General features: G+C 56.6%; 21 protein-coding genes. 9 read left to right on the top strand and 12 right to left on the bottom strand.

Annotated elements, in window-relative coordinates; genetic code table 11:
* Nucleotides 1–43: 43 nt before the first annotated feature.
* Both ihfB and V6M90_RS10485 read left to right on the top strand, forming a co-directional pair.
* A complete protein-coding gene (ihfB, locus tag V6M90_RS10480) occupies nucleotides 44–337 on the top strand; it encodes an integration host factor subunit beta (RefSeq protein WP_003172657.1) in 294 nt (97 codons plus the stop codon).
* A 21-nt stretch (nucleotides 338–358) separates the two neighbouring features.
* Nucleotides 359–586 (top strand): LapA family protein, encoded by a 228-nt coding sequence (locus V6M90_RS10485; protein ID WP_078823724.1) that lies wholly within the window; start codon nucleotides 359–361, stop codon nucleotides 584–586.
* 42 nt (nucleotides 587–628) lie between these two features.
* Here V6M90_RS10485 and V6M90_RS10490 read toward each other — a convergent pair whose 3' ends face one another.
* From V6M90_RS10490 to wecB, 10 genes are all read right to left on the bottom strand, one after another.
* Nucleotides 629–1,645, bottom strand: a complete 1,017-nt coding sequence (locus tag V6M90_RS10490) for an MraY family glycosyltransferase (RefSeq protein WP_332846434.1) — start codon at nucleotides 1,643–1,645, stop codon at nucleotides 629–631.
* Entirely contained in the window at nucleotides 1,642–2,601 is a 960-nt protein-coding gene (locus V6M90_RS10495; RefSeq protein WP_141064945.1) for a UDP-glucose 4-epimerase family protein, read from the bottom strand. The genes V6M90_RS10490 and V6M90_RS10495 overlap by 4 nt, the downstream gene beginning before the upstream one ends.
* Nucleotides 2,602–2,603: 2 nt before the next feature.
* Complete coding sequence (locus V6M90_RS10500; protein WP_042944367.1) at nucleotides 2,604–3,782, bottom strand: glycosyltransferase family 4 protein; 1,179 nt, start codon at nucleotides 3,780–3,782, stop codon at nucleotides 2,604–2,606.
* A gap of 7 nt (nucleotides 3,783–3,789) precedes the next feature.
* On the bottom strand, nucleotides 3,790–5,421 hold the full coding sequence (locus V6M90_RS10505; RefSeq protein ID WP_332846435.1) for a heparinase II/III family protein: 1,632 nt from the start codon (nucleotides 5,419–5,421) through the stop codon (nucleotides 3,790–3,792).
* A gap of 60 nt (nucleotides 5,422–5,481) precedes the next feature.
* Complete coding sequence (gene asnB, locus V6M90_RS10510) at nucleotides 5,482–7,320, bottom strand: asparagine synthase (glutamine-hydrolyzing) (RefSeq protein ID WP_003172663.1); 1,839 nt, start codon at nucleotides 7,318–7,320, stop codon at nucleotides 5,482–5,484.
* Nucleotides 7,320–8,924 (bottom strand): O-antigen ligase family protein, encoded by a 1,605-nt coding sequence (locus tag V6M90_RS10515; RefSeq protein WP_332846436.1) that lies wholly within the window; start codon nucleotides 8,922–8,924, stop codon nucleotides 7,320–7,322. Before V6M90_RS10515 ends, asnB begins: the two co-directional genes overlap by 1 nt.
* Before the next feature lie 20 nt (nucleotides 8,925–8,944).
* Complete coding sequence (locus tag V6M90_RS10520) at nucleotides 8,945–9,406, bottom strand: serine O-acetyltransferase (RefSeq protein ID WP_003172665.1); 462 nt, start codon at nucleotides 9,404–9,406, stop codon at nucleotides 8,945–8,947.
* Between the two features lie 2 nt (nucleotides 9,407–9,408).
* Complete coding sequence (locus V6M90_RS10525; RefSeq protein ID WP_332846437.1) at nucleotides 9,409–10,653, bottom strand: hypothetical protein; 1,245 nt, start codon at nucleotides 10,651–10,653, stop codon at nucleotides 9,409–9,411.
* Between the two features lie 136 nt (nucleotides 10,654–10,789).
* A complete protein-coding gene (wecC, locus tag V6M90_RS10530; RefSeq protein WP_141064940.1) occupies nucleotides 10,790–12,055 on the bottom strand; it encodes a UDP-N-acetyl-D-mannosamine dehydrogenase in 1,266 nt (421 codons plus the stop codon).
* Nucleotides 12,052–13,191 (bottom strand): non-hydrolyzing UDP-N-acetylglucosamine 2-epimerase, encoded by a 1,140-nt coding sequence (gene wecB, locus V6M90_RS10535; RefSeq protein WP_003172669.1) that lies wholly within the window; start codon nucleotides 13,189–13,191, stop codon nucleotides 12,052–12,054. Before wecB ends, wecC begins: the two co-directional genes overlap by 4 nt.
* Nucleotides 13,192–14,340: 1,149 nt before the next feature.
* On the opposite strand from wecB, the gene V6M90_RS10540 reads away from it, so the two are divergent.
* The 4 genes from V6M90_RS10540 (at nucleotide 14,341) to V6M90_RS10555 (ending at nucleotide 18,407) form a co-directional block, all read left to right on the top strand.
* Nucleotides 14,341–16,335, top strand: a complete 1,995-nt coding sequence (locus tag V6M90_RS10540) for a polysaccharide biosynthesis protein (protein ID WP_003172670.1) — start codon at nucleotides 14,341–14,343, stop codon at nucleotides 16,333–16,335.
* Between the two features lie 111 nt (nucleotides 16,336–16,446).
* Complete coding sequence (locus V6M90_RS10545) at nucleotides 16,447–16,779, top strand: ComEA family DNA-binding protein (RefSeq protein ID WP_003172671.1); 333 nt, start codon at nucleotides 16,447–16,449, stop codon at nucleotides 16,777–16,779.
* Nucleotides 16,780–16,898: 119 nt separating this feature from the next.
* Nucleotides 16,899–17,543 (top strand): GntR family transcriptional regulator, encoded by a 645-nt coding sequence (locus V6M90_RS10550; RefSeq protein WP_332846438.1) that lies wholly within the window; start codon nucleotides 16,899–16,901, stop codon nucleotides 17,541–17,543.
* A gap of 15 nt (nucleotides 17,544–17,558) precedes the next feature.
* Nucleotides 17,559–18,407 (top strand): urea carboxylase-associated family protein, encoded by an 849-nt coding sequence (locus V6M90_RS10555; protein ID WP_003172673.1) that lies wholly within the window; start codon nucleotides 17,559–17,561, stop codon nucleotides 18,405–18,407.
* 6 nt (nucleotides 18,408–18,413) lie between these two features.
* Here V6M90_RS10555 and V6M90_RS10560 read toward each other — a convergent pair whose 3' ends face one another.
* Complete coding sequence (locus tag V6M90_RS10560) at nucleotides 18,414–18,581, bottom strand: DUF2897 family protein (RefSeq protein ID WP_332846439.1); 168 nt, start codon at nucleotides 18,579–18,581, stop codon at nucleotides 18,414–18,416.
* Between the two features lie 110 nt (nucleotides 18,582–18,691).
* Nucleotides 18,692–20,056, bottom strand: coding sequence for an ethanolamine permease (gene eat, locus V6M90_RS10565; RefSeq protein WP_003172676.1), 1,365 nt, complete (start codon nucleotides 20,054–20,056; stop codon nucleotides 18,692–18,694).
* 332 nt (nucleotides 20,057–20,388) lie between these two features.
* Between eat and kdpF the strand changes: the two genes are divergently transcribed.
* From kdpF to kdpB, 3 genes are read left to right on the top strand one after another with little or no spacing between them, the layout of a single operon-like run.
* A complete protein-coding gene (gene kdpF / locus V6M90_RS10570; protein ID WP_003218754.1) occupies nucleotides 20,389–20,478 on the top strand; it encodes a K(+)-transporting ATPase subunit F in 90 nt (29 codons plus the stop codon).
* 9 nt (nucleotides 20,479–20,487) lie between these two features.
* On the top strand, nucleotides 20,488–22,182 hold the full coding sequence (gene kdpA, locus V6M90_RS10575; protein ID WP_141064939.1) for a potassium-transporting ATPase subunit KdpA: 1,695 nt from the start codon (nucleotides 20,488–20,490) through the stop codon (nucleotides 22,180–22,182).
* A 14-nt stretch (nucleotides 22,183–22,196) separates the two neighbouring features.
* A complete protein-coding gene (kdpB, locus tag V6M90_RS10580; protein ID WP_408637293.1) occupies nucleotides 22,197–24,254 on the top strand; it encodes a potassium-transporting ATPase subunit KdpB in 2,058 nt (685 codons plus the stop codon).
* The last annotated feature ends 14 nt before the right edge of the window (nucleotides 24,255–24,268 follow it).

Below are 24,268 nucleotides of genomic sequence, written 5' to 3' on the forward strand. Positions count from 1 at the left end.
TTCGAAGCGCTTTTCCTAGCTGCTTGAAAAAGAAGGGAAAAATATGACGAAGTCGGAGTTGATCGAACGAATTGTCACCCATCAAGGGCTACTCTCATCCAAGGATGTTGAGCTGGCTATCAAGACCATGCTTGAACAGATGTCGCAGTGTTTGGCTACTGGCGATCGGATTGAGATCCGTGGGTTTGGTAGTTTCTCCCTGCACTACCGCGCTCCGCGTGTCGGCCGTAACCCGAAGACCGGTCAATCGGTCAGCCTCGACGGGAAGTTCGTTCCGCATTTCAAACCGGGCAAAGAGCTGCGGGATCGGGTCAATGAGGATGAAGACGAGGTTTGATACTCGTGAAGGGAGTGAGTCATGAGTAGCTTGAAGCGCGTTAGTGCACTCTTGCTAGTGTTGGTGCTCCTGCTGGGCATCTTGGCATTTGTGCTTGAAAATCAGCAGTCGGTTTCCCTGCAGTTCCTTGGCTGGGCAGCACCGCAGTTGCCGGTCTCCGTGTTCGTCGTGCTCGCATTGCTGATCGGGATGATCATAGGTCCACTGGTGGCCTGGATAGCCAGAGCTCGCCGCAAGAGACTGGTTTGATCTCGACCGGAAAGGAGGCGATCGCCGCCCCCTTTGATGCGGTCAGCCTGGTTCTTTTTCTCCTGCCTTGAACTTTACGGCCAGTGCTATCAGCGGTAGATAGGCCAGCAGCAGGCCCAGCAAGCCGTCGATCGTGCCGGTGCCTACCAGAAGCGCAACAGGCAACAGCCAGCCAACATTGATTGCCACGACCGCCAGGGTAACCGGCGGGTGTTTGCCGAACAGGCGGGAAGCGAACTGGTAAGCGTGGCTGCGATGGGCTTCGTACACCCTGTCGCCTCTCAGCAGCCGACGCAGCAAGGTCCATGTGGCGTCAGTGATAAACACGCCGAGCAGGATCAGCCAGCTCCACAGGAGCTGCGGTGCAACCCAGGCCGCCTGCAGCGATAACACCCCCAGCGTGACGCCCAGGAATCCGCTGCCCGCATCACCCATGAAAATGCGTGCTTTAGGGAAGTTCCAATACAGGAAACCAGCCACCGCGAACGCCAACAATAAAGGCGTCAGCGCGATCAGTTCATGCCCTGTAAGCCAGTAGATCAAGGCACTGCCAAGGCACACGCAAATAGCCTCGACGCTGGCTATTCCATCAATGCCATCCATAAAGTTATACAGATTCAGCAGCCATACCAGGTAGACCGCTGTCAGCACATGGCCGATCCAGCCCAGGTCGACGGCGAATCCCATCACTGTCAGCGGTGGCAGCCCTCCGATCCAGAAGAGTGCCCATGCCGCCGCTATAAAATGCCCTAGCAGGCGCCAGCGTGCGCTGATGTGGCCATGGTCATCCAGAAATCCCAACACCGCGATGCCAGCCCCAGCGCCGAATAATGCCCATGTGAGCGGCCAGGCAATCAGGCCCAGGCTGGCGGTCAGCAGCAACGCTAACAGAAAGCTGACGACGATCGAGACGCCACCACCTCTGGGCGTGGGTACCACGTGCGAACTGCGCGCATTCGGGATGTCGATCAGGCTTCGAGCCAGTGCGTAATGGCGTAAAGCCCCCGTCAAAAGGAGAGCGACAATCGCCACCGTCGGTAACAGCCACCACATATTCATTTAATTTGCGTTTCCAAGAAATGTTTACCTGTCTTATGCAATGCCTGATCAACGCTGCTCGGTGGCGTCCAGCCCAACAGTTCGCGGGTTTTGCCTATGTCGACCTGCAGGGACCCACATAGCCGTTGAGCCAGCGCCCGGCGCCCCAGCGCAGTGGCGCCGGCTTGCAGCAACCAACTCGGTACAGGCAACAAACGTGCGGGCTTGCCCAGCGCCATCGCCATTCGACGCAAGAGCGCCGTGGTCGAAAGGTCTTCTCCATCACTGACCAGGAAGGTTTGATTGGCCGCCGCGGGATGCTCGGTGCACGTCACAATCAAATCAACCAGATTCTCCAGAGCAACCAGGCTGCGTCGATTGTCCACGGCCCCCAAGGGCAAGGGCAGACCTTTGTGCAACCAGCGCATCATGCTCAGAAAGTTCGCTTGAACGCCGGGCCCGTAAACCAGTACGGGGCGGATGATCACCACTTCCATGCCGGTTTCGCACGCTAACGCTCGCAGGCCATGCTCGGCCTCCTTTTTGGAGACGCCGTAGGGATCGGTAGGGGCTGTCGGACTCTCGGCTGTGTACGGCGCGCCCGCCACCGTGCTTTCGCCATTGACCTTGATCGAACTGATAAAGATAAAGCGCTTTACCCCGCAAGCGGCGGCTTGGCGGGCCAGGTTGAGGGTGCCTTCGACATTGACTCGCCGATATTCGGCAAGTGGATCGGTGGATGCGTCACTCATGACATGGACCCGGGCCGCCAGATGAATCACCGCATCCTGGTCCTTGAGCAACGCTTGCCAATCCTGTTCGGCGGATAGCCCGCTGACAAGGCTCTGCTTGATGCACGGATCGAGTTCGGCCTTGAGTCCGCGTACAGCGGCGGTAATCGAGTGATGCCGTTCAAGCAGTGGTGCGATTAATCCACTACCGATAAAGCCGCTCGCTCCCGTCAGAAGGATTTGCATAATCAAGGCGTTCCTGTAAGTGAAAGAATGTCTTTCGACATTTCGCGCATGATTCGGTCGCGTCCAAAACGCTCGACGAAGGCGTGGCGCGGGCACGTCATGACATTCAGTGTCTCGAAAGCCTGCATACCGGCAGCAGCATCGCAGGGTGCAAACACGGCGGCGTTCTCAATATGTTCAGATACGAAACTGGCGGCGTAACCCGAAATGCCCGCCCAGATCGGCTTGCCCAGTGCGGCATATTCAAACACTTTTGATGGCAAGACTTTGCGGAACGCATCGTGGTCATTCAAATGCAGAAAAAGCACATCCGCCGCCTGATAAGCCTCGATCAATTGCTCGCGCTTGACCGGCTTTTGCAGCTCAACATTGGTACAACCTTGAGCGGCAAGGGCTTCCTTTAATAGCTCGATTCGACCGCCATCACCGATCACCCTGAACCGCAGTTTCCCCTCAAGCTGTTTGGCGAGCTGGGGGATGATGTTGTGCAGCCCCTGGCCTTCGCCAATATTCCCTGCGTAGACCACGTCCAGAATCTGATTTGAAGACTTTTCTTCAGCGACCGGTTGCGCATTGAGGAACTCGTCATCAATGCCATTTGTATAGGTCGAGTAGCGTTGATCGGGGTAGCGTAATTTGAAGTAAGGCAGAAAGCCTTCAGAGACCAGATTGACCTTTTGCGCCGAGTGAATGGTAAAACGTTCGATCAGCGACAATGCCGGTTTAAGTAGCCAGACCTTGTTTTTGGACAGTACGTCCTTGATCGTATCGACAAAGATATCGCGTATATCCAGGTAGAGCGGCGTCCGCTTAGTGCGTGCCATCAACGCTCCCAGCGCAGCGGTCATCAGTCGCGAAGACGTCGCGTAGATAAGGTCGTAGCGTTGGTTTCGCACAATCTTGCGCACCGCGTTGGCGTACACCAGAAAGGCCTTGGCTTGATCGACCATCCCGCTTTTGTGGGGGGGCAGGGCAATCCGGCGGACGGTCAGCCTGGGATGTTCCTCCAGCTCCGCAGCCTGAGTGCTGAAGGAGCTGTAGCGATTGGGCAATGTGGTAATCAGTTCAATATGCGCATTTTCGGGAAGTTGCTCCAGAAGCGCTCCCACCAATGCTGTCGTGCGGAATGAGCCGGCGGATAAATCAGGCTGATAATAAAAGCTCAAGATTAAAAGTTTCATGTACGCCTCACCAGGTTATGCAGGTGGTCAGTCTGTCTGTCGAGATGTCTGCGACGATGCACTGGTTGGGGACAGACTTGCCGAATTCCGGATGCCATGTGGAAGGCGCCACATGGATCCGGGTCGCGCCCTCTAATGTCGCGACAGCGACCTGACCACCGGGCAAGGTGATGCTTATCGTGTTGCCGTGTTGCACAGCGCTGACATCGGGGTGTAAAAACAGCCTCGATACAGCTCTATCGAATGCACCTGAAACAGAATCCATGACCTGTAATTGGCCGGACGTTGCGAGCCACTCGCGGGTATGCACGTTTTTCCCAGCGAGCCGCAGGTAGCCGTCATGGCTGCTGCTGATGCGTACGGTATCGGCCGTCTGTTCGATCTTGCCCACGGTAGTACGTGCGCGTCGCGCGACCCGGAAACCGGCCCACACTTGCGATGAGCTTTCACCGTTCACTTCTATTGTATTGTGCGCTGCCGTGCTGCGCTGACGATGGCGTTCGGCGCCTTCTCCGTATTGCGATGTCCCGGAGTTGACGAAAACCCGCTGGCCAAACAGGCTGAGTTCGAAACTCAGGGTGTCGGCGTGGGTGTGACCGGGCTGATAGTCAGGCGCAACCTGGGCGAGGTTCAATAGCGCCTTGCACTGATTGCCAAAGTTAATCGCCACATAGCCACTAGCCGCCTGGTGCTCAACGACAATCACCGAGGTGTCGGGCATTTCGTCCTGCGCACGGCACCCCAATTCAACCGCGTACGCCTCTATATCAAGCAGCGTCGGCGCTATACCGAATGCGCAGTCATTGAAGAATGGAATGCCGCCATCAGGATGCTGGAGGCTGCGCAACCAGGCTATGCCACGCTCGATCAGGCGTCTCCATTTATCTTGGCGAGTGGTCAGTTCCGGCAGTTCGGAATGAGTGGCCAGGTTCAGCAAGTCGCACATATCCCAAAGAAGGGATGCGTGGTACATGGGGGAGAGTTCGAAGTGCGCACCATCCGCGAGAAACTGTTCTTCTATTTCCTCATCAAGAATCTTCAGGCCCTTGGCCAGCCAGCCATCCGCCTGTCGACCATGCAGAAAGCTCCCGGCAAATACCAGTGCCTTGCCATTCACGAACAGATGGTTGGCGAGAATGTGGTATTCGACCTGTTCGGACAGGGCATGGGCCTGGGTCGCCAGGCTGTCCAGCCAGTGGGGTTCCAGGTTCGGTTGTTGTTGCAGCCACTTGATCAGGTTCACGATACGCAAAGACAGCGTATACGGTTCCCAGCCGCACCCACTGAAGGGGGGATTGTCTGCAATCCAACTGTTTACCAGGCGTTTGTCGAAGTCGGTGCGGGTTTGGTCGGATGATGCCAAATGATCCAGGTAGTGCAGGTTGTATTGCCAGATTTTTGGCCGCGTCTCATCGTGCCAATCGATCGGCGCGGTCAGCCCCATGAATTCAAACTGCTCATCCGCATTGAAGCGCGAGGCACTCCAGCGCGCAGCATTCTCCAGGTGAACACCTGGGCGTCGGGTAAAACCCTGTGCGCAAAACGGCCGGACGTTGGCGAAGCGATAATAAAGACGATAAAAGATCTGCTTCAATCGCAACATTTTGACAGTGTGGTAGAGCTTGGTTATTCGTTGCATCAACGCCCTGCTTATGAAGACCACTTAAAAGGTGTAGTCGTGAGTATGGTCTGGCGATAGTTATGGAAAATTTATTTTCAGCCAGCGCTCGAAGTACAACACCTGCCAGAGTTTGTAGGTATTGTTTGCGCTGCCTGAGAAGTGATTGCTCACTAATTTTTCCACTTCCTCGCGGGCAACGTAGGTGTAGATGCGCTCGAACTCGGCGAGCAGGCGTTGTGGGCCTATCCGACGAATAATGCCGTCAAGAGGTGGATTGAAACCCGTTTTGGGACGCTCAACCAATGCGGCAGGTAGCAGGCTTTTGAGCAGGTTCTTGAGTGGGGCCTTTGGTGCGCCGCCCTTGAGCAAGTCTGCACTTGAGCTGGCAAGGCCGCTGGCCACCACGCGTTCGTCCAACAGTGGGACGCGCAGTTCGATACTGGCCAACATGCTCGCCTTGTCCGAAACACTCAGGTTATGGCTCAAGAAGCCTGTCTGGTCAAAGTGCTGTGCGCATTTGACTTTGTCCTCGGGGTCTCCGGTGTAGCGGTTCAATACGTTGGCCAAGCGTTGCTTGTATTGTTGCTCGCGCCCGGCGTAGTCATGGAAAAAACCCTTCAACTCCTGGCGGGAGAAGTACCCCAGCATGCGTGAGTATGCCAAAGGCCAATAGCTTTCCTGAGCGTAGGAGACCAGCCGCTCGAACTTCTTGTCGAGTCGTTTTGGAAATAATTTGAGTTTCAGCAGTGCGCTCAACAGGGGGTACAGCAACCGAATCAATGTGTGGTGCTTCAATACGGTGTAGCGTGGGTAACCGGCAAACGCTTCATCGCCGCCCATGCCACTGAGCATGACGGTGTACCCGCTTTTCCTGGCTTCGGTGGACAAGCGATAGGTCGCCCAGAACGTGTAGTCGGACACCAGTTCTTCGGTGTTCGCAGCGACGAAATCGATTGATTCGAACGGGTCGATGTTTGAGTCAAGAATCTCTGTGACCACCAGCTTTTTGCCAAGGTGTTCGGCGATATTGGCGGAAAACTTCATATCTACAATGGAGTCGTCCGTTGCGTCGTACTTTGCAAAAAACAAATCAGCGTCACCGGTGAAACTGGCCAGGATGCTGGAGTCTGCGCCACCACTGAAAAATACGCCGACCGGAACGTCCGCTTCCAATTGGCGCGTCACCGCAGAACGCACATCTTCGGCGAGGGTTTGCCCTGTCTTGAAGTTCGTCGCGGTCTGGTAGCGCTGAGTCGTTATGTCGCCGGTTGTCAGGTCGAACGCCAAGTAACAGCCGGGCATCAACTTTTTGATGGCCTTGTAGCCCGTGTTGGGTTCGTAGAGAAAGCCGTTATTGAAGAATTCGAAGACATCATCCTGATCTATTTCGGCAGTCACTTGCGAAAAGCATTTCAGGCCGCGAATTTCTGAGCAGGCGTAGAGGCCGTTGGCATTGGAATAGCAATACACCGGCTTGATTCCAACGACGTCCCTTACAAGAAACGTTTTTTTGCGCGATTCATCCAATAGGACGAACGTGAACATGCCCTCCAGCAGCGCGAAGGCCTGTTCCTGGTGTTCTACATACAATTGCAGGATGACTTCGGTGTCGGAGGTGCCCTTGAAGAGGTAGCCTTTTTCCACCAGCTGCCGGCGTAACACATGGTGATTGAACACTTCGCCATTGAACACGATGCTCACGCCATTCCCGGCAAACATCGGCTGGCTGCCGGTTGGAGACAGGTCCAGGATACTCAGCCTGTTGTGCCCAAGGCCAACCTGATAGTCCGCGACACTGGCGAAATAAGTGCCGGACGCGTCCGGACCTCGATGCCGGGTCACGGCCAGGCTTTTTTCCATTTGCGCCTGGGTCTCGGGAACATCGTGTTTAACTGCAAAAAAGCTGAGGCCGCACATTATACCGAGGTCTCCTGAATGTCTTTGACGACCGTTCCCGGCGTGGCGTTATGTCCGTCAGGCGAGGCGATATTCATCACCTGGGTTGAATGTTTGTGCGCCAGCATCACTCCCCAGGCTGCTGCGAGCAGCAGGTTGAAAGAAATCAGGCGAAAGACCGCGAAAAACAAACCATAGATCGCCAGAGTCATGACCGCCGTGCGAATCACCGCGAGGTAGATGGGGGCGGCTTTCAGGGTGGTCAATCGGTATAGCACCGGAGGGGCCAGTACGGCGGCATATATCAGCAGCCCGACTACGCCGCCGACCATCAGCATGTACAGTGGCCAGTTATGGATATAGCCCACTGATTCGGTGAATGAATCACCGTTGGGCCTCTCCCAGTGCATCTCGTGTTTGACCCCGATACCGTTGCCCAGCACAGGATGATTCAGGAACATATCCCAGGCGATTTTATATTCCTCGACGCGAGAAGAGACGTTGAAGTCCTTCTTCTCCTCGGGGGGCTTGGGATCGAGGAGTATGGCTGTCAGTTCCTCTGGTTGCGTATTTTTCGCTCCAATGGACTCAATGGATGACGTTGCGATAGGTAATGCGGTCTGTGCCAGTGAGTTCAAGCGTCCGAGCCATATATCCTGCATACCGGTGGCGAAAATGAATGCGAGGCCAAACAGGGTTTGAATGCCGATACTTGATGCCACTTTCAGCCGTAGGCGTTTATGCGCGAAAAACGTATAGAGCGCGAACAGGCCAATAACGAGGAGCGCACTGATCAGCATGCTTCGTGTAAATGTGATCAGCACGGCGGCCATGCACAGCAGCGACATAAAACTGCCGATCAAAGCTACCCTTCGGTCAGGTGTCAGTGTGCAGACTACATAACCGACCACCATTCCCAGTGGCAGTATCGCGTCGGTTGCTTGCGCCACCATCATGGTGATGCGACCACGCATCGGTCCCAGTGCCTGGGCGTTGTGCAGTGCTTCTTCTTGGGAAATCCTGACCATTTCCCCATCGGCCGGAAGGACCCAGTATGGCTGCCAGATGCCGTGATAAAAGTAATAAAGAACGATGTAGCCGGCGGTTAGTAAAATCAGGCTTCCCACCGATGCGCCCAGCCAATGGATATCGCTTTCCTCACGGCCGAGGAGGGCGCAGATCGGGATCAATGCGTAGATGAACACAAAGGGCACGACCCCCCTGATCCAGTCGGCCAGGGGAACAGGGTGATACATCGCTACTGCAAGGTTGAGCACCAGAAAGCCCGCGCCTACCAGGATTGGCGCGGCGAACAGGCGCAGGGTTGGCCTGACACCCTGAGCACGAAGCAATTTGAATAGTGTACTGAGAAATATCACCCCTATCAGGGCGGCAAATGCTATTTCCTGTGCACCTGCGGACGGCGGCGCAGGTCTTAGCGCAAACGCCAATGGGAATAGCGCCAGCAAACCCAACCAGGGTGACCTTATGGCCGTTAATACCAGTAAAGCGCTGCCGATCATGGCCGTGTAGAAAAGCACGCCAGAACCCTGCATGAATAAAATAGCAACGAGCGCCGCCGCCGTGATCGCCATGGTATTTTTGACGCATCGATGGTTAATCACCCTGGCGCTCCGTAGTGTGATCAAGGGCGTATCGCTTTGTAGTCATCTGCCGTTTGCCCAATCACTCGGGCAGGTATCCCCACAACGATTGAGTTATCAGGGACGTCTTTCAAGACGACCGCCGAAGCCCCAATTTGACAGTTGTTGCCGATGGTGATGTCGCCAATGATTTTTGCGCCTGCTCCTATGTAGCAGTTGTCACCGATTACCGGGCAGCGATTGATCTGGCTGGTGACATAGCCCTCAGCGGCACCGATGGTGATGCCTTGTCCCAGTACGCAGCCTTCGCCCACTTTTGCATTCGCGTGCAGTACAACGCCGATCGCGCCATAAGCGAAGATCGTGCCTCTTCCGATGGTTGCGGAGATCGGAATGTAAGAGTTGAACAAAAGAAAAATCACATTTCGAACAAGGCCCGGTAACAACGGTACTCGGTGCCTATACAGCCAGTTGCCTACTCGATAAAGTTTTACTGCGTTCACGGTTAAAACCTCAACGTTCGAATATCGGCGGGCCGAAGCTGGAGTGCTCCCACGGCAATGACCAGGAGCGAGCCCATATACAGGGCGGCCCAGACCAGGCTGATAGAGGTCAGGAAAATGGCCAGCGGCGAAAGAAAGGCGACCCAGAACACCACCGGCAAGCGGATGCCTGGACGACAGGCGACATGCAGGAACAACAAGTAGGCCGAGAACCCTATGGCGTAGAACACCTGCGCCTGTTCCAGGTTTTGAACAAACACAATCATGCCCGCGATGGCCAGCGGCGCAATCACCAGGTTTGCCACGATGACTTTACGGTGCAGGCCGCAGGCGACCAGGTAGCGCTCTGTCACCACCGCCCAGTACAACACCGGCAGGCAGGGCAGCATCACCAGATAGGCCGAGTACTGTGGGAACAGCCATGCGCCTGCATACCCGCCCAGCCCGACCAGCGCGAAGTAGAAGATAGCGACCGAGGTGATGATTCTGTATTGCGCTTGGCGCTGCCCGCCCGAAACGAAGGCAACAAAAACGGCCCTGACGTTGACGGGGAACAGGCTGGTTGCTGATTGAATGATCGAGACGATGACCCTGAACAATCCAAGATCGCGCACGGGCAGGCTCTTGGAAAGAATGAGGGGCAGGATGTTGGTGAGCAGATTGAACACCAGTGTGATGGATACCATCCTGGGTAACAACGCCAGCACACCTTGGCATGTGTGCAAGAGCTGTTTGCCGACGGGCAGTTTCGCCCCTTTGAAAAACAGCACCGCCATCGCAAACGCGCACGGAATTAAATTGGTCAGGATCAATATATCGACAATGCTCAGCGGCAAAATCTGCTGGTGACTGATTAGCAGGAGCGTGAAGAAGACCCCGAGAAACAGCACCAGGTAGGCCACGATCCAACGTTGCAGGCGCAGCCCGAACAGCGATAACAGACACGCCGAGCTTAACAGCATCACACCAAGCAGGAGCGGGTTGCCGATATGATCAATCAGGTTCACGGCGCTGAACAGTACAAAAATCAGCACAGCCATAAACAATGACGTCACGAGAATATACTCGGCCTCCACACTGGCAATCAGTTGCTCATTGACGATATCCAGAAGCTTTTGAAATAAAAATACCAGTACGTTGGCCTTGATGAATGCGCCATACGCTTCCAACCCGTAGAGGCCGGGAATCACAAAGTTAACGACCAGGCCACTTATCAGTGTCAGCACCTGGATCAATAGGTTGACCATGCCAGAACCTCTTGAACCCTCATTATGACAAATGCAATTGCATGATCATTTGACCAAGGTGCCCCACTCGGTGCACGGAAACCGACGCAATATTAACGGCTCGCGTCGATTTCCAAGCAGGGTTCCTCAGCCTTTTTCAAACCCACACGCCGCGTGTATCAATGACTTTGAGCGATGACAAGCGTGTAGCCGGGATTGTCTTGAACACGCTGTGATCGACCAGCAGCACAATCACGTGCGCAGAAGCGAGCGCCTGGTCAATTCCGGTCAGGGTTGCGAGACCTTCAAGGCGAGCGGGTAAATGCCCGATGTTCGGTTCAACCGCAAGCACAGTACCGGGATGGGAATGGGCGATCTGTGCGGCGATCTCCAGGGATGGGCTTTCACGCAGGTCATCAATGTCCGGCTTGAAGGCCAGCCCGAGACAGGCAACCGTAACCTCCTTGGCCGTTTTCGAAGGGTTCTCCTGCAGGAATTGGCCGATGGCCAGTTGAACCTGCTCCAGTACCCACGTTGGTTTGCTGTCATTCACCTCCCGCGCGGTACGTATCAGGCGCGCCTCGGCCGGCGTTTTGCTGACAATGAACCAGGGATCGACAGCGATGCAATGACCGCCCACGCCAGGTCCGGGCTGCAGGATATTGACACGGGGGTGGTGATTGGCCAGGCGTATCAGTTCCCATACGTTGATATTGAGCTTCTCGCAGATCATCGACAGCTCGTTGGCAAAGGCAATATTCACGTCGCGAAAACTGTTTTCGGTGAGTTTGCACATCTCGGCAGTGCGTGCGTCGGTGATGATGCATTCACCTTCGACGAAGGTTTTATATAGCAGCCGCGCAGCTTCTGAGCATTTACTGGTCAGCCCGCCAATGATGCGATCGTTTGCAATCAGTTCACGCAATACATGACCCGGCAGCACGCGCTCCGGACAATGTGCGATACGGATGTCTGATTCTGTGCCATGGGTTTGCGGGAATGTCAGGTCCGGTCGGCTTTCGGCCAGCCACGCAGACATTTGCTCGGTCGCCCCGACTGGAGAGGTTGATTCCAGAATGACCAGGTCGCCTTTTTTCAGTACCGGAGCAATGGCTTTGCTGGCAGATTCTATGTAGGAAAGATCCGGTTCGTGGTCGCCCTTGAAGGGGGTAGGAACGGCAATGAGAAAGGCATCGGCCGGCTCCGCCGTTGCCGTTGCCCGCAAATAGCCTTCAGTGACAGCCGCGCGTACGACGATGTCCAGATCCGGTTCGATAATATGGATATCGCCGCGGTTAATGGTTGCCACCGCGTTCGGGTTGACGTCAACGCCGATGACTTTTTTCTTGCGTGAGGCGAACACTGCGGCCGTTGGAAGTCCGATATAGCCGAGGCCGATGACAGAAACAGTTTCGAAACTCATGAGTTAGCCTTTTTAATTCGTGAAAGCGCTTCCAGAATCCGCGTGGATGCCTTTCCGTCACCGTAGGGGTTGTGGGCGAAGCTCATCCGGCGGTAGGCGTCAACATCAGTCAGCAGGACGCTCAAATGAGTGCTGATGACCTCAATCTCGGTCCCGACCAGTTTTACCGTTCCCGCCTCGACTGCCTCCGGACGCTCGGTGGTGTCACGCATCACCAGCACAGGTTTACCCAAAGACGGCGCTTCTTCCTGAATACCGCCTGAATCACTCAGAATCAGATAGGACCGATTCATCAGGTACACAAAGGGCAGATAATCCAGGGGTTCGATCAAATGGATATTTTCGACGTCGGTCAGTAGTCGCCTGACCGGCTCGCGCACATTCGGATTCAAGTGAACGGGGTACACAATCTCGACATCGGGGAAGTCCTTGGCGGTATTGATCAGGGCTTGGCAGATCTTCTCAAAGCCGCCCCCAAAACTTTCTCGACGATGACCCGTTACCAGAATCACTCGCTTGCCTTCACCCAGAAATGAAAACTGTTGGTGAAACTGCTGTTGCAGGGCCGCACTGCTCTTGATCCGCTCGACTACGTCCAGTAACGCATCAATGACGGTGTTGCCGGTCACGTGGATGCTATGAGGCGCAACACCTTCCCTGAGCAGGTTCTGCCTGGACGTCTGCGTCGGAGCGAAGTGCAATGTTGCAAGGGCGCCGGTCAGCTTGCGGTTTGCTTCCTCGGGCCACGGTGAGTAGAGGTTGCCAGTACGCAGGCCGGCTTCGACGTGAGCCACGGGAATTTGATGGTAGTAGGCGGCCAACGTAGTGGCAAAGGTTGTCGCGGTGTCGCCGTGGACCAATACGATGTCCGGTTTGAATACAGCGAAGACTGTTTTCATTCCTTGCAGAATGCCACTCGTGACATCAGTCAAATCCTGGCCGGGCTTCATGATGTTCAAGTCAAAATCAGGCGTGATTTCGAAAAGCTTGAGCACCTGGTCAAGCATTTCCCGATGTTGGCCAGTCACGCAGACCTTTGCGTCGAAGCGCTCATCCGCAGCAAGGCTCAGCGCCAATGGAGCCATTTTGATTGCTTCAGGCCGCGTGCCGAACACACACAAGGTTTTTAAAGTCATCGCAACACCGCTACTGAAAAATAAGGTTCAACGCACGCTTACGCCATGATCCGCGGATTTAGGGTGCCGTCATTTTTGGTTCGCCGCGCATCCGCTAGCCCCGGGGCAGAGCGGTGAAGCATCGCAATCAGATAGTGCAAATGTGTCATCTGATGGTTGTGCGTACGACATTTGCGATAAGCCCACTAACAGGCAGTTGGGGGCCAGGCGAATCAATTCAGCTGAGTCCAAAGCGATTTTCCTGCATGGGGTGGCATTTTTTGAACATCGCATGTGTACGCCCGCGAGGGCGGTTCAGTAAGTAGTGCGCAGGCTCTAAAGTGCGCTGGTCATTTTTATCCAGCGCGAAGATTAATTCGTGTTGAGCCTGCTTACTTGTGCGAAGTGGCATCTTTCTCATTAAGGTCAATCGTCCCGTTCATGCAGTCTGGCTATTTTTGTTATGGTGAATGCCTTCAGACCTTTCCTACATTGTTCTTTACTGTAATGGCACGTGGTAAAGCGTGGCGGAGTATAACCTTGAAGGAAGTATTTTTCCCAAGGTTGGAATGGAACACCTGTTCGATTTGGCTCATCGGACGCTTCAATACAGCGTTTTAGAGCATTGGAGATAGAAATCGAATAAGCCGCTGGTGCATCTTGGCGATGGTAACACAGGGTCATGAATGGTTTGAAGGCCGTCCATTTCTGTTACACTTTCTCTTAGTTGAACTGTTGCTATGCTTGCTAATGATAGGATTGCTATTGCTGTCTGTCGGGCCAAGCTTAGCAGTTGGTCATACGTATGCCATTTTTGCGTACGAAATAGCTGAATAGCCGGATTTGCAGGGTTAAACGCCTATCGCTCGTTGATTTTTTGGGTCGTGATGATGATTTCAAAGGATTTCCGACACAACGCGGGTATCATTCCGTCCGTGGTGATTATTGTATGTAGAGCGGTGCTCGATGGTGGCACCTTTAGAGCAAGGGTACGGGTGCCTCGCCCCGAAGACACGCCATCGAGGAATGAGATTTTTCTGAAAGGAGATTTTGTGATGCAGTTATCGCGTCTATGTAGTCTATATTCAGCACTGGCAATTCATCGTATATCACCATTTTCGTCGATTGGCGGGTTTTGACTTCAGGAGCATGAAAGTGTCGGATAGGGGCATGGATAAGATGAGAGTTTTTTTATTGAATCTCCCGCGCCGCCACAAGCGCATCCTTCAGGTGCTTGTCGATATTTTGTTGGTGTGGGTTTCATTGTGGATGGCCTTTGTCGTCCGACTTGGCATTGCCGAGATGGAACAACCGATCCAGCGATATACATGGCTGTTCTTGAGCGCTCCGGTGATTGCCATTCCCTTGTTTATTCGCTTTGGCATGTACCGTGCGGTGATGCGCTACTTTGGTAACGATGCACTTATTACCATCATCAAGGCGGTGAGCCTTTCTTCACTTATTCTGGGTCTGGTTGTCTATCTTTACAGCAATCATCAATATGTTGTTCCGCGCTCGGTGATTTTCAACTACTGGTGGTTATGCCTGGTGACCGTGGGTGGGTTGCGTCTGGCGATGCGCCAGTACTTCATGGGAGATTGGTTCGCCGCAGCGCAACATGTTCCCTTTACCAATCGTGATGATGGGTTGACGAAAGTTGCCGTTTACGGAGCAGGCTCTGCGGGTAATCAACTGGTCGCCGCGTTGCGCATGGGGCGGATCATGCGCCCGGTTGCTTTCATCGATGACGATGGGAGTATTGCCGGCCGTGTGATATCCGGGCTGCAGGTGTTCAAGCCCAAGCATATCCAGCAGATGATCGACGCCACGGGCGCCCAGCAGATATTGCTGGCGGTTCCTTCGGCGGGGCGCGGGCGCAGGCGTGAGATTCTTTCTAACCTGGAGCGCTTTCCACTGCACGTGCGCAGCGTTCCGGACTTCATGGAGTTGGCCAGTGGGCGAGTCAAGGTCGACGATATCCAGGAAGTCGATATTGCCGACTTGTTGGGGCGCGATGCCGTACCGGCCCAGGAAGACCTGCTTGAGCGTTGCATCGTCGGCCAGTCGGTCATGGTCACCGGCGCGGGAGGATCGATCGGGTCTGAGCTGTGTCGGCAGATCCTGGCCCTGAAGCCCAAGACCCTGCTGCTGTTCGAACACAGTGAGTTCAATCTTTACAGCATCTTGTCTGAACTTGAGTACCGCATTGCCCATGAGTCACTGCCCATCAAGTTATTGCCTATCCTGGGCTCCGTACGCGACGAGAGCAAACTGCTTGACGTCATGAAGAGCTGGCACGTCGACACGGTTTATCATGCGGCTGCGTACAAACATGTGCCGATTGTCGAACACAATATTGCCGAAGGCGTGTTGAATAACATTATTGGCACTGTGAATACTGCCCAGGCAGCCTTGAAAGCCGGTGTGGTGAACTTCGTGCTGATTTCCACCGACAAGGCTGTTCGGCCGACTAATGTCATGGGGAGTACCAAACGCCTTGCAGAGTTAGCCTTGCAAGCACTCAGCCTGGAGAAAGCTCCGGTGATGTTTGGCGACAAGTCCGGCGTGGCACGCGTCAACAAAACCCGCTTCACCATGGTCAGGTTTGGCAACGTATTGGGTTCTTCAGGCTCCGTGATTCCGCTTTTTCACCGGCAGATCAAGGCGGGCGGCCCATTGACCGTCACGCACCCCAAGATCACGCGTTATTTCATGACCATCCCCGAAGCCGCCCAACTGGTGATCCAGGCCGGTTCCATGGGGCAGGGTGGGGATGTGTTCGTACTGGACATGGGCGAGCCGGTAAAAATTATAGAACTGGCGGAAAAAATGATTCATTTGTCGGGGTTGAGTGTGCGCACGGATAAAAACCCTCACGGCGATATTGCAATTCAGTTCACCGGATTGCGTCCAGGCGAAAAGCTCTACGAGGAGTTGCTGATCGGCAACAACGTCGTGGCGACCCAGCATCCGATGATCATGAGTGCCAACGAGGACTATCTGGCCTGGGACGTACTCAAAAACAAACTGAGCGAATTGCTCGCCGCGGTGAGGGAGGACAACTACGACCGTGTGCGCCAGATCCTGCGTGAAACGGTCAGCGGTTATTCTCCCGACGGCGAAATCGTCGACTTGATCTACCAGCAGCGCCGTTTGGAACCGTGATTTAACACTCTGTTACTCAAGCATTTTTGACGAATCTCCAACATCACCTAAGTTTGAAAAGCAGCTTCGGAAAAGCTGCTTTTTTCTTACCGATGTCATGGAGCGTCACCAATGCAAAACACCTCTCTCACCTCGCTAATCTTCGCTTTTCTCACTACTTTGTCGGCAGCGACCACCGCCGCCCCGTCCGTCAAACCCGAAACGCCAGCCCCTATCACCGCGCAAGTCACCAAGACCGAGCAATCGGCCAAGGTCAATCTCAACGCCGCTGACGCGCAAACCCTGCACCGCGACCTCTTCGGCATCGGCGCGGCCAAGGCCAAGGCGATCGTCGCTTATCGTGAAAGCAATGGCCCCTTCACGGCGGTTGATGAATTGCTGGAAGTGAAGGGCATCGGCAAGGCGCTGTTGGAGAAGAACCGCGACAGGCTGGCGCTCAACTAAGGCAGTGAGAAGAGGCCGGTCGCTGATCGGCCTTTTCGTCTTCCAACTCTTGACCGCCAACCTGGCATGAAAAGTGATTACGTCTCCCGAGTAGATTGTTCAACAATCGAGAGGTAATCATGTCTCCCAGTTTGTCGCTAGCCGATCAGATTGCTCTGGAGTTGCGTGCCGACATCATCGGCGGTCGGCTTTTGCCGGGCATGCCGTTGGTCGAGGTCGAGCTGGTCAAGGCCTACAACGCTTCGCGCAATACGATTCGTGAAGCGCTGCATCGTTTGGGCCACGAGGGGTTGACCCGTTACGTGCGCAACAAGGGCGTGGTGGTGCGGCGGTTGGAACGCCACGAGGTGCGCGACCTGTTTGTAGTCCGTCGTACCCTTGAGTTGCAGGCGATTGCCCAGAGCGGTCCGCTCACGATGGAGCAATCCGACTGCATGCAAAACGCCATTGATGCCACCACCCTTGCTCGGGAGCGCGAAGATTGGCGCGCCGTGGCGACACACAGCTTACGGTTCCATCAGCACATCGTAAGTTTGATGCGCAGTCCGTTGTTCGACGAGTTCTTTGCCCAGGTCATTGCGCAACTGCGCCTGGTGTTTTGCGCAGCGCCGGATGAGCAGCGTTTTCAGTCGCCCTGGCTGGAGCGTGACCGTGAAATTTACCAATTGTTGGTCCAGCAGGACAAACCGGCGGCAGGGGAGGCGATGAGCCTTTACCTGAAGGATTCGGAATGTCTGTCGTTGGCCCTGTTCTCCCCTGCCTGATCGAGGATCTGCATCATGTACAAAGACTATCCGGCCGCTTATCAGGTCAGTAAAGGTTCGGCGCTGCAGGTTGACACGGCGTTTTATGAGCGCATTCGTGATCGAGCGGATCAACGCACGCTGATTGAGCAGTTCGAAGTACCCATTCGTACGGGCAGGGCGTGGAAGGTACCGGCCGGGCATGTATTTCGTGTGACCACGCCGGTGGGACCGCAGGTGGGGGACTTTAACGTGTGGAATGCCAATGATCCGCGTGAACGCCTGTGGGCGGCGCGTACCCGTCAGTTGCAGGGCGCGCATGTCAGCACCCACGACCGGCTGTGGTCGAACCTGCCGTTTTTGCGGCCTTTGGTCACCATTACCGATGACAGCCTGGCCAGCTACGGTATCGATGAACACGGCGGGCGCCTGCACGATTTGCTTGGCACGCGCTGCGATCCGTATGTGAACCGCATGCTGACCGGTGAGGACTTTCATCACCATTGCCACTCGAACCTGACGCGTGCAGTGTTGCCCCACGGCCTGACGGAATTCGATGTGCATGACGTGCTGAATATTTTTCAATGCACCGGCCTGAATCATGACGACATGTATTTCATGAAGGCGTGCCCGGCACAGAAGGGCGATTACCTGGAGTTCTTTGCCGAAATTGATTTGCTGTGCGCGCTGTCGACGTGCCCAGGCGGGGATTTGTCGCTGCCGATGTGGGGGCCGGATGCGCAGGACCCGCTCACAGTCTGCCGTCCGCTGGGGGTTGAGATTTATAAACTGGAGGAAGAGCTATTGAGCGGCTGGAGCCAGCCGGAGCGTGCTGCCTACAAGGGGCAGCACGGGTTGCATATTGCCAAGGCGGACTGGGAGTAAGAAACCCTAGCGATCCTGCGCATCCTTGGCATCCGCCTGGGCGTTGCGCTCGGCCAAGCGTTTGCGTTGTTCGTCGGTGAGTTCCACCTTGTTGGCGCTGTCACGCAGCATCATCAGCCCACCGACGATCGACCCGAGCGCTACTACCATAATCAACCACGCGTACCACGGCATAAGGCTCTCCTTGAGGCAGATTGCCGTGGGAGGTTTTTCCCACGGGAATGACTGCTTTGAGTAACGGGCGTTCTGAGTAGTTCAGTGTAGGCCGTTCTGCCTCGCAAATCTTAGAGCCCGGTCAACATTGCATCTGCCGGGGCATCGGCGCGGTCCTGCGCAGTCATCTGGAAGTAGATGAAACCCACCACCATGAAGCCCAGGAAAATCAGCCCGATCAGTGTGTTGAACCAGGCCATGGCCACCAGGCACACCACTGCCAGCACCAGGGCAATGCCCGGTACGATTGGGTAGCCCGGCGCGCGGAAGGTACGTTCCAGCAGTGGCTCGGTTTTACGCAGTTTGAACAGGCTGAGCATGCTCATGATGTACATGACGATGGCGCCGAATACCGCCATGGTGATCATCGCCGCCGTCAGCGTCATGCCGCCCAGGTTGATCAGGCCGTCGCTGTAGATGGCGGCGATACCGACCACGCCACCGGCGATAATGGCGCGATGGGGTGTCTGGAAACGCGACAGTTTAGCGAGGAAAGACGGCAGGTAACCGGCACGGGCCAGGGCGAAGAACTGCCGCGAGTAGCCGAGGATGATGCCGTGGAAACTCGCCACCAGGCCGAACAGGCCGATCCACACCAGCATGTGCAACCAGCCGGAGCTGTCGCCCACCACGGTTTTCATCGCCTGTGGCAATGGGTCGTTGATGTTTGACAGGGTGCGCCAGTCGCCCACGCCGCCGGCGAAGAACATCACGCCCATGGCCAGGATCACCAAGGTGAGGATGCCGCTGATGTAGGCCTTTGGAATGGTGCGCTTAGGATCTTTCGCTTCTTCGGCCGCCATGGCCGCGCCTTCGATGGCGAGGAAGAACCAGATGGCAAACGGAATTGCGGCAAACATACCGGCAATCGCTGGGGCGCCAAAGGTGTCGGAGCCGGCCCAGCCATTCAGGGCGAAGTTGCTGAAGCTAAAGGCCGGGGCGACCACGCCCATGAATACCAGTAGTTCGGCCACGGCGAGCACACACACCACCAGTTCGAAGGTGGCGGCGAGTTTTACGCCAAGGATGTTCAGGCCCATGAACACGATATAGGCGCCGACGGCCGCGTGTTTCGGGTCCAGCGCCGGAAACTGCACATTCAGGTAAGCACCGATGGCCAGGGCGATGGCGGGCGGGGCGAAGACAAATTCGATCAAGGTGGCCAACCCGGCAATCAAGCCGCCTTTTTCACCAAAGGCGCGGCGGCTGTAGGCAAAGGGGCCGCCAGCATGGGGAATTGCGGTGGTCAGTTCGGTGAAGCTGAAGATAAAGCAGGTGTACATCGCGGCGACCATCAATGAGGTCACCAGAAAGCCCAAGGTCCCGGCCACGCCCCAGCCATAGCTCCAGCCGAAGTATTCCCCGGAGATCACCAGCCCGACGGCAATGCCCCATAAGTGCAGGGTGCCCAAGGTGGGCTTGAGTTGTGTGTTCATTGTGCTGCGCTCCCTGAACGGTTTTGAATGATTCAAGGTGTTGCAGCGGGCATGCCAGTCTGGGAATCATTGTCGTAAAGCGGCGCAACTGTCGTCTGGGGGATGGTTTGGCGTTTGAAATTTCCCGGTGTCGCACCAGATAAGTGCGGCGGTGATTGAGCCGGCGCTATCGCGGGCAAGCCCAGACGCCGAATACCCAGTGTAAACCCCGTATAAACCCACTCTTTACGCCATCTTTACGCCCCGTCCACCCCCTCGCTCTCGTTCCTTTACGCCACTCCTGCGGACAATTGCCCCACACGCGGCACTCGCCGCTAAACGGAGAGACTTCCATGAGCGTTCTGGACGGGGTGTCACTGCTATTGGCCGTGGCGCTGTTCATTTATCTGCTGGTTGCGCTGTTACGCGCGGATCGGAACTAGGAGCGGGCTATGCACAGTTATGACTATTGGCTGATCATCGCCTTCTTTGCCGTGGTACTGGTGCCGGCGCCGTTTCTGGGACGGTTCTACTACAAGGTGATGGAAGGCCAGCGCACCTGGCTGAGCCCGGTGCTGGGGCCTGTCGAAAGGGCCTGTTATCGCCTGTCCGGCGTGGATGCGCAGCAGGAACAAAGCTGGCAGAAATACATGCTGGCCTTGCTCGCGTTTAACCTCGCGGGCTTTTTGCTGTTGTTCGCGATCCTGATATTCCAGGGATCTCTCCCACTGAACCCACAGAAATTGCCGGGCCAGGAATGGACACTGGCCTTCAACACCGCAGTCAGTTTCATGACCAACACCAACTGGCAGAACTACAGCGGCGAAGCGTCCCTGAGTTACCTCAGCCAGATGGCCGGCCTGACCGTACAGAACTTTGTCAGTGCGGCCACCGGCCTTGCCGTACTGGTCGCGTTATGCCGTGGGATCGGTCGCAAATCCGCCCAGACGCTGGGTAACTTCTGGGTCGATATGACCCGCGCCACGCTCTACGGGCTGTTGCCGTTGTGCCTGGTGCTGGCACTGTTCCTGGTGTGGCAGGGTGTACCGCAAACCTTCGCCCATTACGTCGATGCCGTGACGATGCAAGGCGTGGATCAGGTGATCCCGCTGGGCCCGGCGGCCAGTCAGATTGCGATCAAGCAACTCGGCACTAACGGCGGTGGCTTCTTCGGCGTCAACTCGGCGCACCCCTTTGAAGACCCGACCGCCTGGGCCAATCTGTTTGAATTGGCGTCGATCATCCTGATCCCGGTGGCGTTGGTGTTCACCTTCGGCCACTACGTCAAAGACCTGCGCCAGAGCCGCGCCATTCTGGGCTGCATGCTGGCGCTGTTCCTGATCGGCGGCGCGACGTCGCTGTGGGCCGAGTACCAACCTAACCCTGCCCTGAACAACCCGGCCGTGGAGCAAACCGCGCCACTGGAAGGTAAGGAAGCGCGCTTCGGCACCACCGGCACTGTGCTGTGGTCGGTGACTACCACGGCGGCGTCCAACGGTTCGGTCAACGGCATGCAAGACAGCCTCAATCCGCTCAGTGGCATGGTGGCACTGGTCAACATGATGGTCGGCGAGGTGATCTTCGGCGGCGTCGGCGCCGGTATGTACGGCATGCTGCTCAACGTGCTGATCGCGGTGTTCCTGGCCGGCCTGATGATCGGTCGCACCCCGGAATACCTGGGCAAGAAACTCCAGGCCAAGGAAGTGCAATTGCTCGTCGTAACCCTGTTGGTGATGCCGGTGGGCGTGCTTGTGCTCGGTGCCATTGCCGCCAGCCTGCCCGGCCCGGCTGGCGCCATCAGCAACCCTGGCCCACATGGTTTCAGTCAGTTGCTGTATGCCTACACCTCCGCCAGCGCCAACAACGGCTCGGCGTTCGCCGGCTTCAGCGCCAATACGCCGTTCCACAACCTGATGCTCGGCCTGGGCATGTTGATCGGCCGCTTTGGCTACATCCTCCCGGTACTGGCCCTGGCCGGCAGCCTGGCGATGAAAAAGAGCGCGCCGATTGGCCAGAACAGCTTCCCCACCCACGGACCGCTGTTCGTGACCCTGTTGACCGTGACCATTTTGCTGGTGGGCGGCCTGACGTTCCTGCCGACGCTGGCACTGGGTCCTATCGCTGAACACCTGAGTATGGGCTTCTAGGAAGGGATATGAACATGAATATGCCTGCAAAAAACGCGGCCCCGATCACCACTCAGGCGCCTGCCAAAACCGCGATCTCCGCCCTGTGGCGCCCGGCGCTGGTCCAGGCGTTCGTCAAGCTGGACCCGCGCCAGCTGCAACGCTCGCCGGTGATGCTGGTGGTCGAGCTGACCGCGATCCTCACCACCGTGCTCTGCTTCGTGCCCGACACCAGCGTACCTACGTTTGTCGCCGTGCAGATCGCCGTGTGGCTGTGGTTCACCGTGCTGTTTGCCAACTTCGCCGAAGCCTTGGCCGAAGGACGTGGCAAGGCCCGTGCCGATAGCCTCAAGGCCGGTAGCGAAGGCCTCAGCGCGCGGCGCAAGGAGGCCGATGGCAGTTTCAAGGTCGTGCCGGCCACCAGCCTGCGCAAAGGCGATGTGGTACGCGTCGCCGCTGGGGAGATGATCCCCGGTGACGGTGAGGTCATCGAAGGCATCGCGGCGGTCAACGAAGCGGCGATCACCGGCGAGTCCGCCCCGGTAATCCGCGAGTCCGGCGGCGACCGTTCGGCCGTCACCGGCAACACGCGCCTGGTCTCGGACTGGCTGCTGATCCGCATCACCGCCAACCCCGGTGAGTCAACCCTGGACCGCATGATTGCGTTGGTGGAAGGCGCCAAACGCCAGAAAACCCCCAACGAGGTTGCGCTGGATATCCTGCTGATCGGCCTGACGCTGATCTTCCTGCTGGTGGTGGTGACCCTGCAGCCGTTCGCCCACTTCGCCAATGGCAGTTTGCCGTTAGTGTTTTTGGTCGCACTGCTGGTGACGCTGATTCCTACGACCATTGGCGGCTTGCTCTCGGCCATCGGCATTGCCGGCATGGACCGCCTTGTACGCCTGAATGTGATCGCCAAGTCCGGTCGCGCGGTGGAAGCGGCGGGGGACGTGCATGTGTTGCTGCTGGACAAGACCGGCACTATCACTTTTGGTAACCGTCGTTGCGCGGCGGTGGTCGCGGCGCCTGGCGTCAGCGGTCGCGAGGTGGCCGAAGGCGCACTGTTCGCCTCCCTGGCGGATGACACGGCGGAAGGCAAATCCATTGTCGAATATCTGCGCGCCTTGCATCCCCAGGCCGAATCGTCCCTGGATGAGCTGATCGCCGTGCCGTTCAGCGCCGAAACCCGCTTGTCCGGTGTCGACTACCAAGGGCGCATATTCCGCAAAGGCGCGGTGGATTCGCTGCTGGCGTTCATTGGGCAGCAACGCAGTGACCTCTTGCCTGCGCTGTCGCGGGAAATCGACAAGATCGCCCAAAGCGGTGGCACGCCGTTGCTGGTGTGCGCCGATGGCAAATTGCTCGGTGCGATTCATTTGAAGGATGTGGTCAAGCCCGGTATTCGTGAACGTTTCGCCGAGCTGCGCAAGCTGGGCATTCGTACGGTGATGGTCACCGGCGATAACCCACTGACCGCTGCCGCGATTGCCGCTGAAGCCGGTGTGGACGACGTACTGGCCGAAGCCACTCCCGAGAAAAAACTCGCACGCATTCGCCATGAACAGAACGACGGCCGACTGGTGGCGATGTGCGGCGACGGCGCCAACGACGCCCCGGCGCTGGCCCAGGCTGACGTCGGCATGGCCATGAACGACGGCACCCAGGCCGCCCGCGAAGCCGCCAACATGGTCGACCTCGACAGCGACCCGACCAAGCTGTTGGACGTGGTGCAGATCGGCAAGGAATTGCTGGTAACCCGCGGTGCGCTCACCACCTTTTCCATCGCCAACGACGTGGCCAAATACTTCGCGATCCTGCCGGCGCTGTTTGCCTCGATCTACCCGCAGCTGGGCGTGCTCAACGTGATGCATCTGCAGAGCCCGCAGAGCGCGATCCTCTCGGCCATCGTGTTCAACGCGCTGATCATTGTGGTGTTGATTCCGTTGGCGCTGCGCGGTGTGCGGGTGCAGGCGGCCAGTGCGGCGGCGTTGCTGCGGCGCAACCTGCTGATCTACGGCTTGGGTGGGCTGCTGGTGCCGTTCGTGGGCATCAAGGCCATCGACATGCTGCTGACCGCGTTGCACCTGGTGTAAACCCACTGAATTGA

It is taken from the genome of Pseudomonas lactucae (genome assembly GCF_036688725.1).
In the GTDB taxonomy this organism is placed as follows: domain Bacteria; phylum Pseudomonadota; class Gammaproteobacteria; order Pseudomonadales; family Pseudomonadaceae; genus Aquipseudomonas; species Aquipseudomonas lactucae.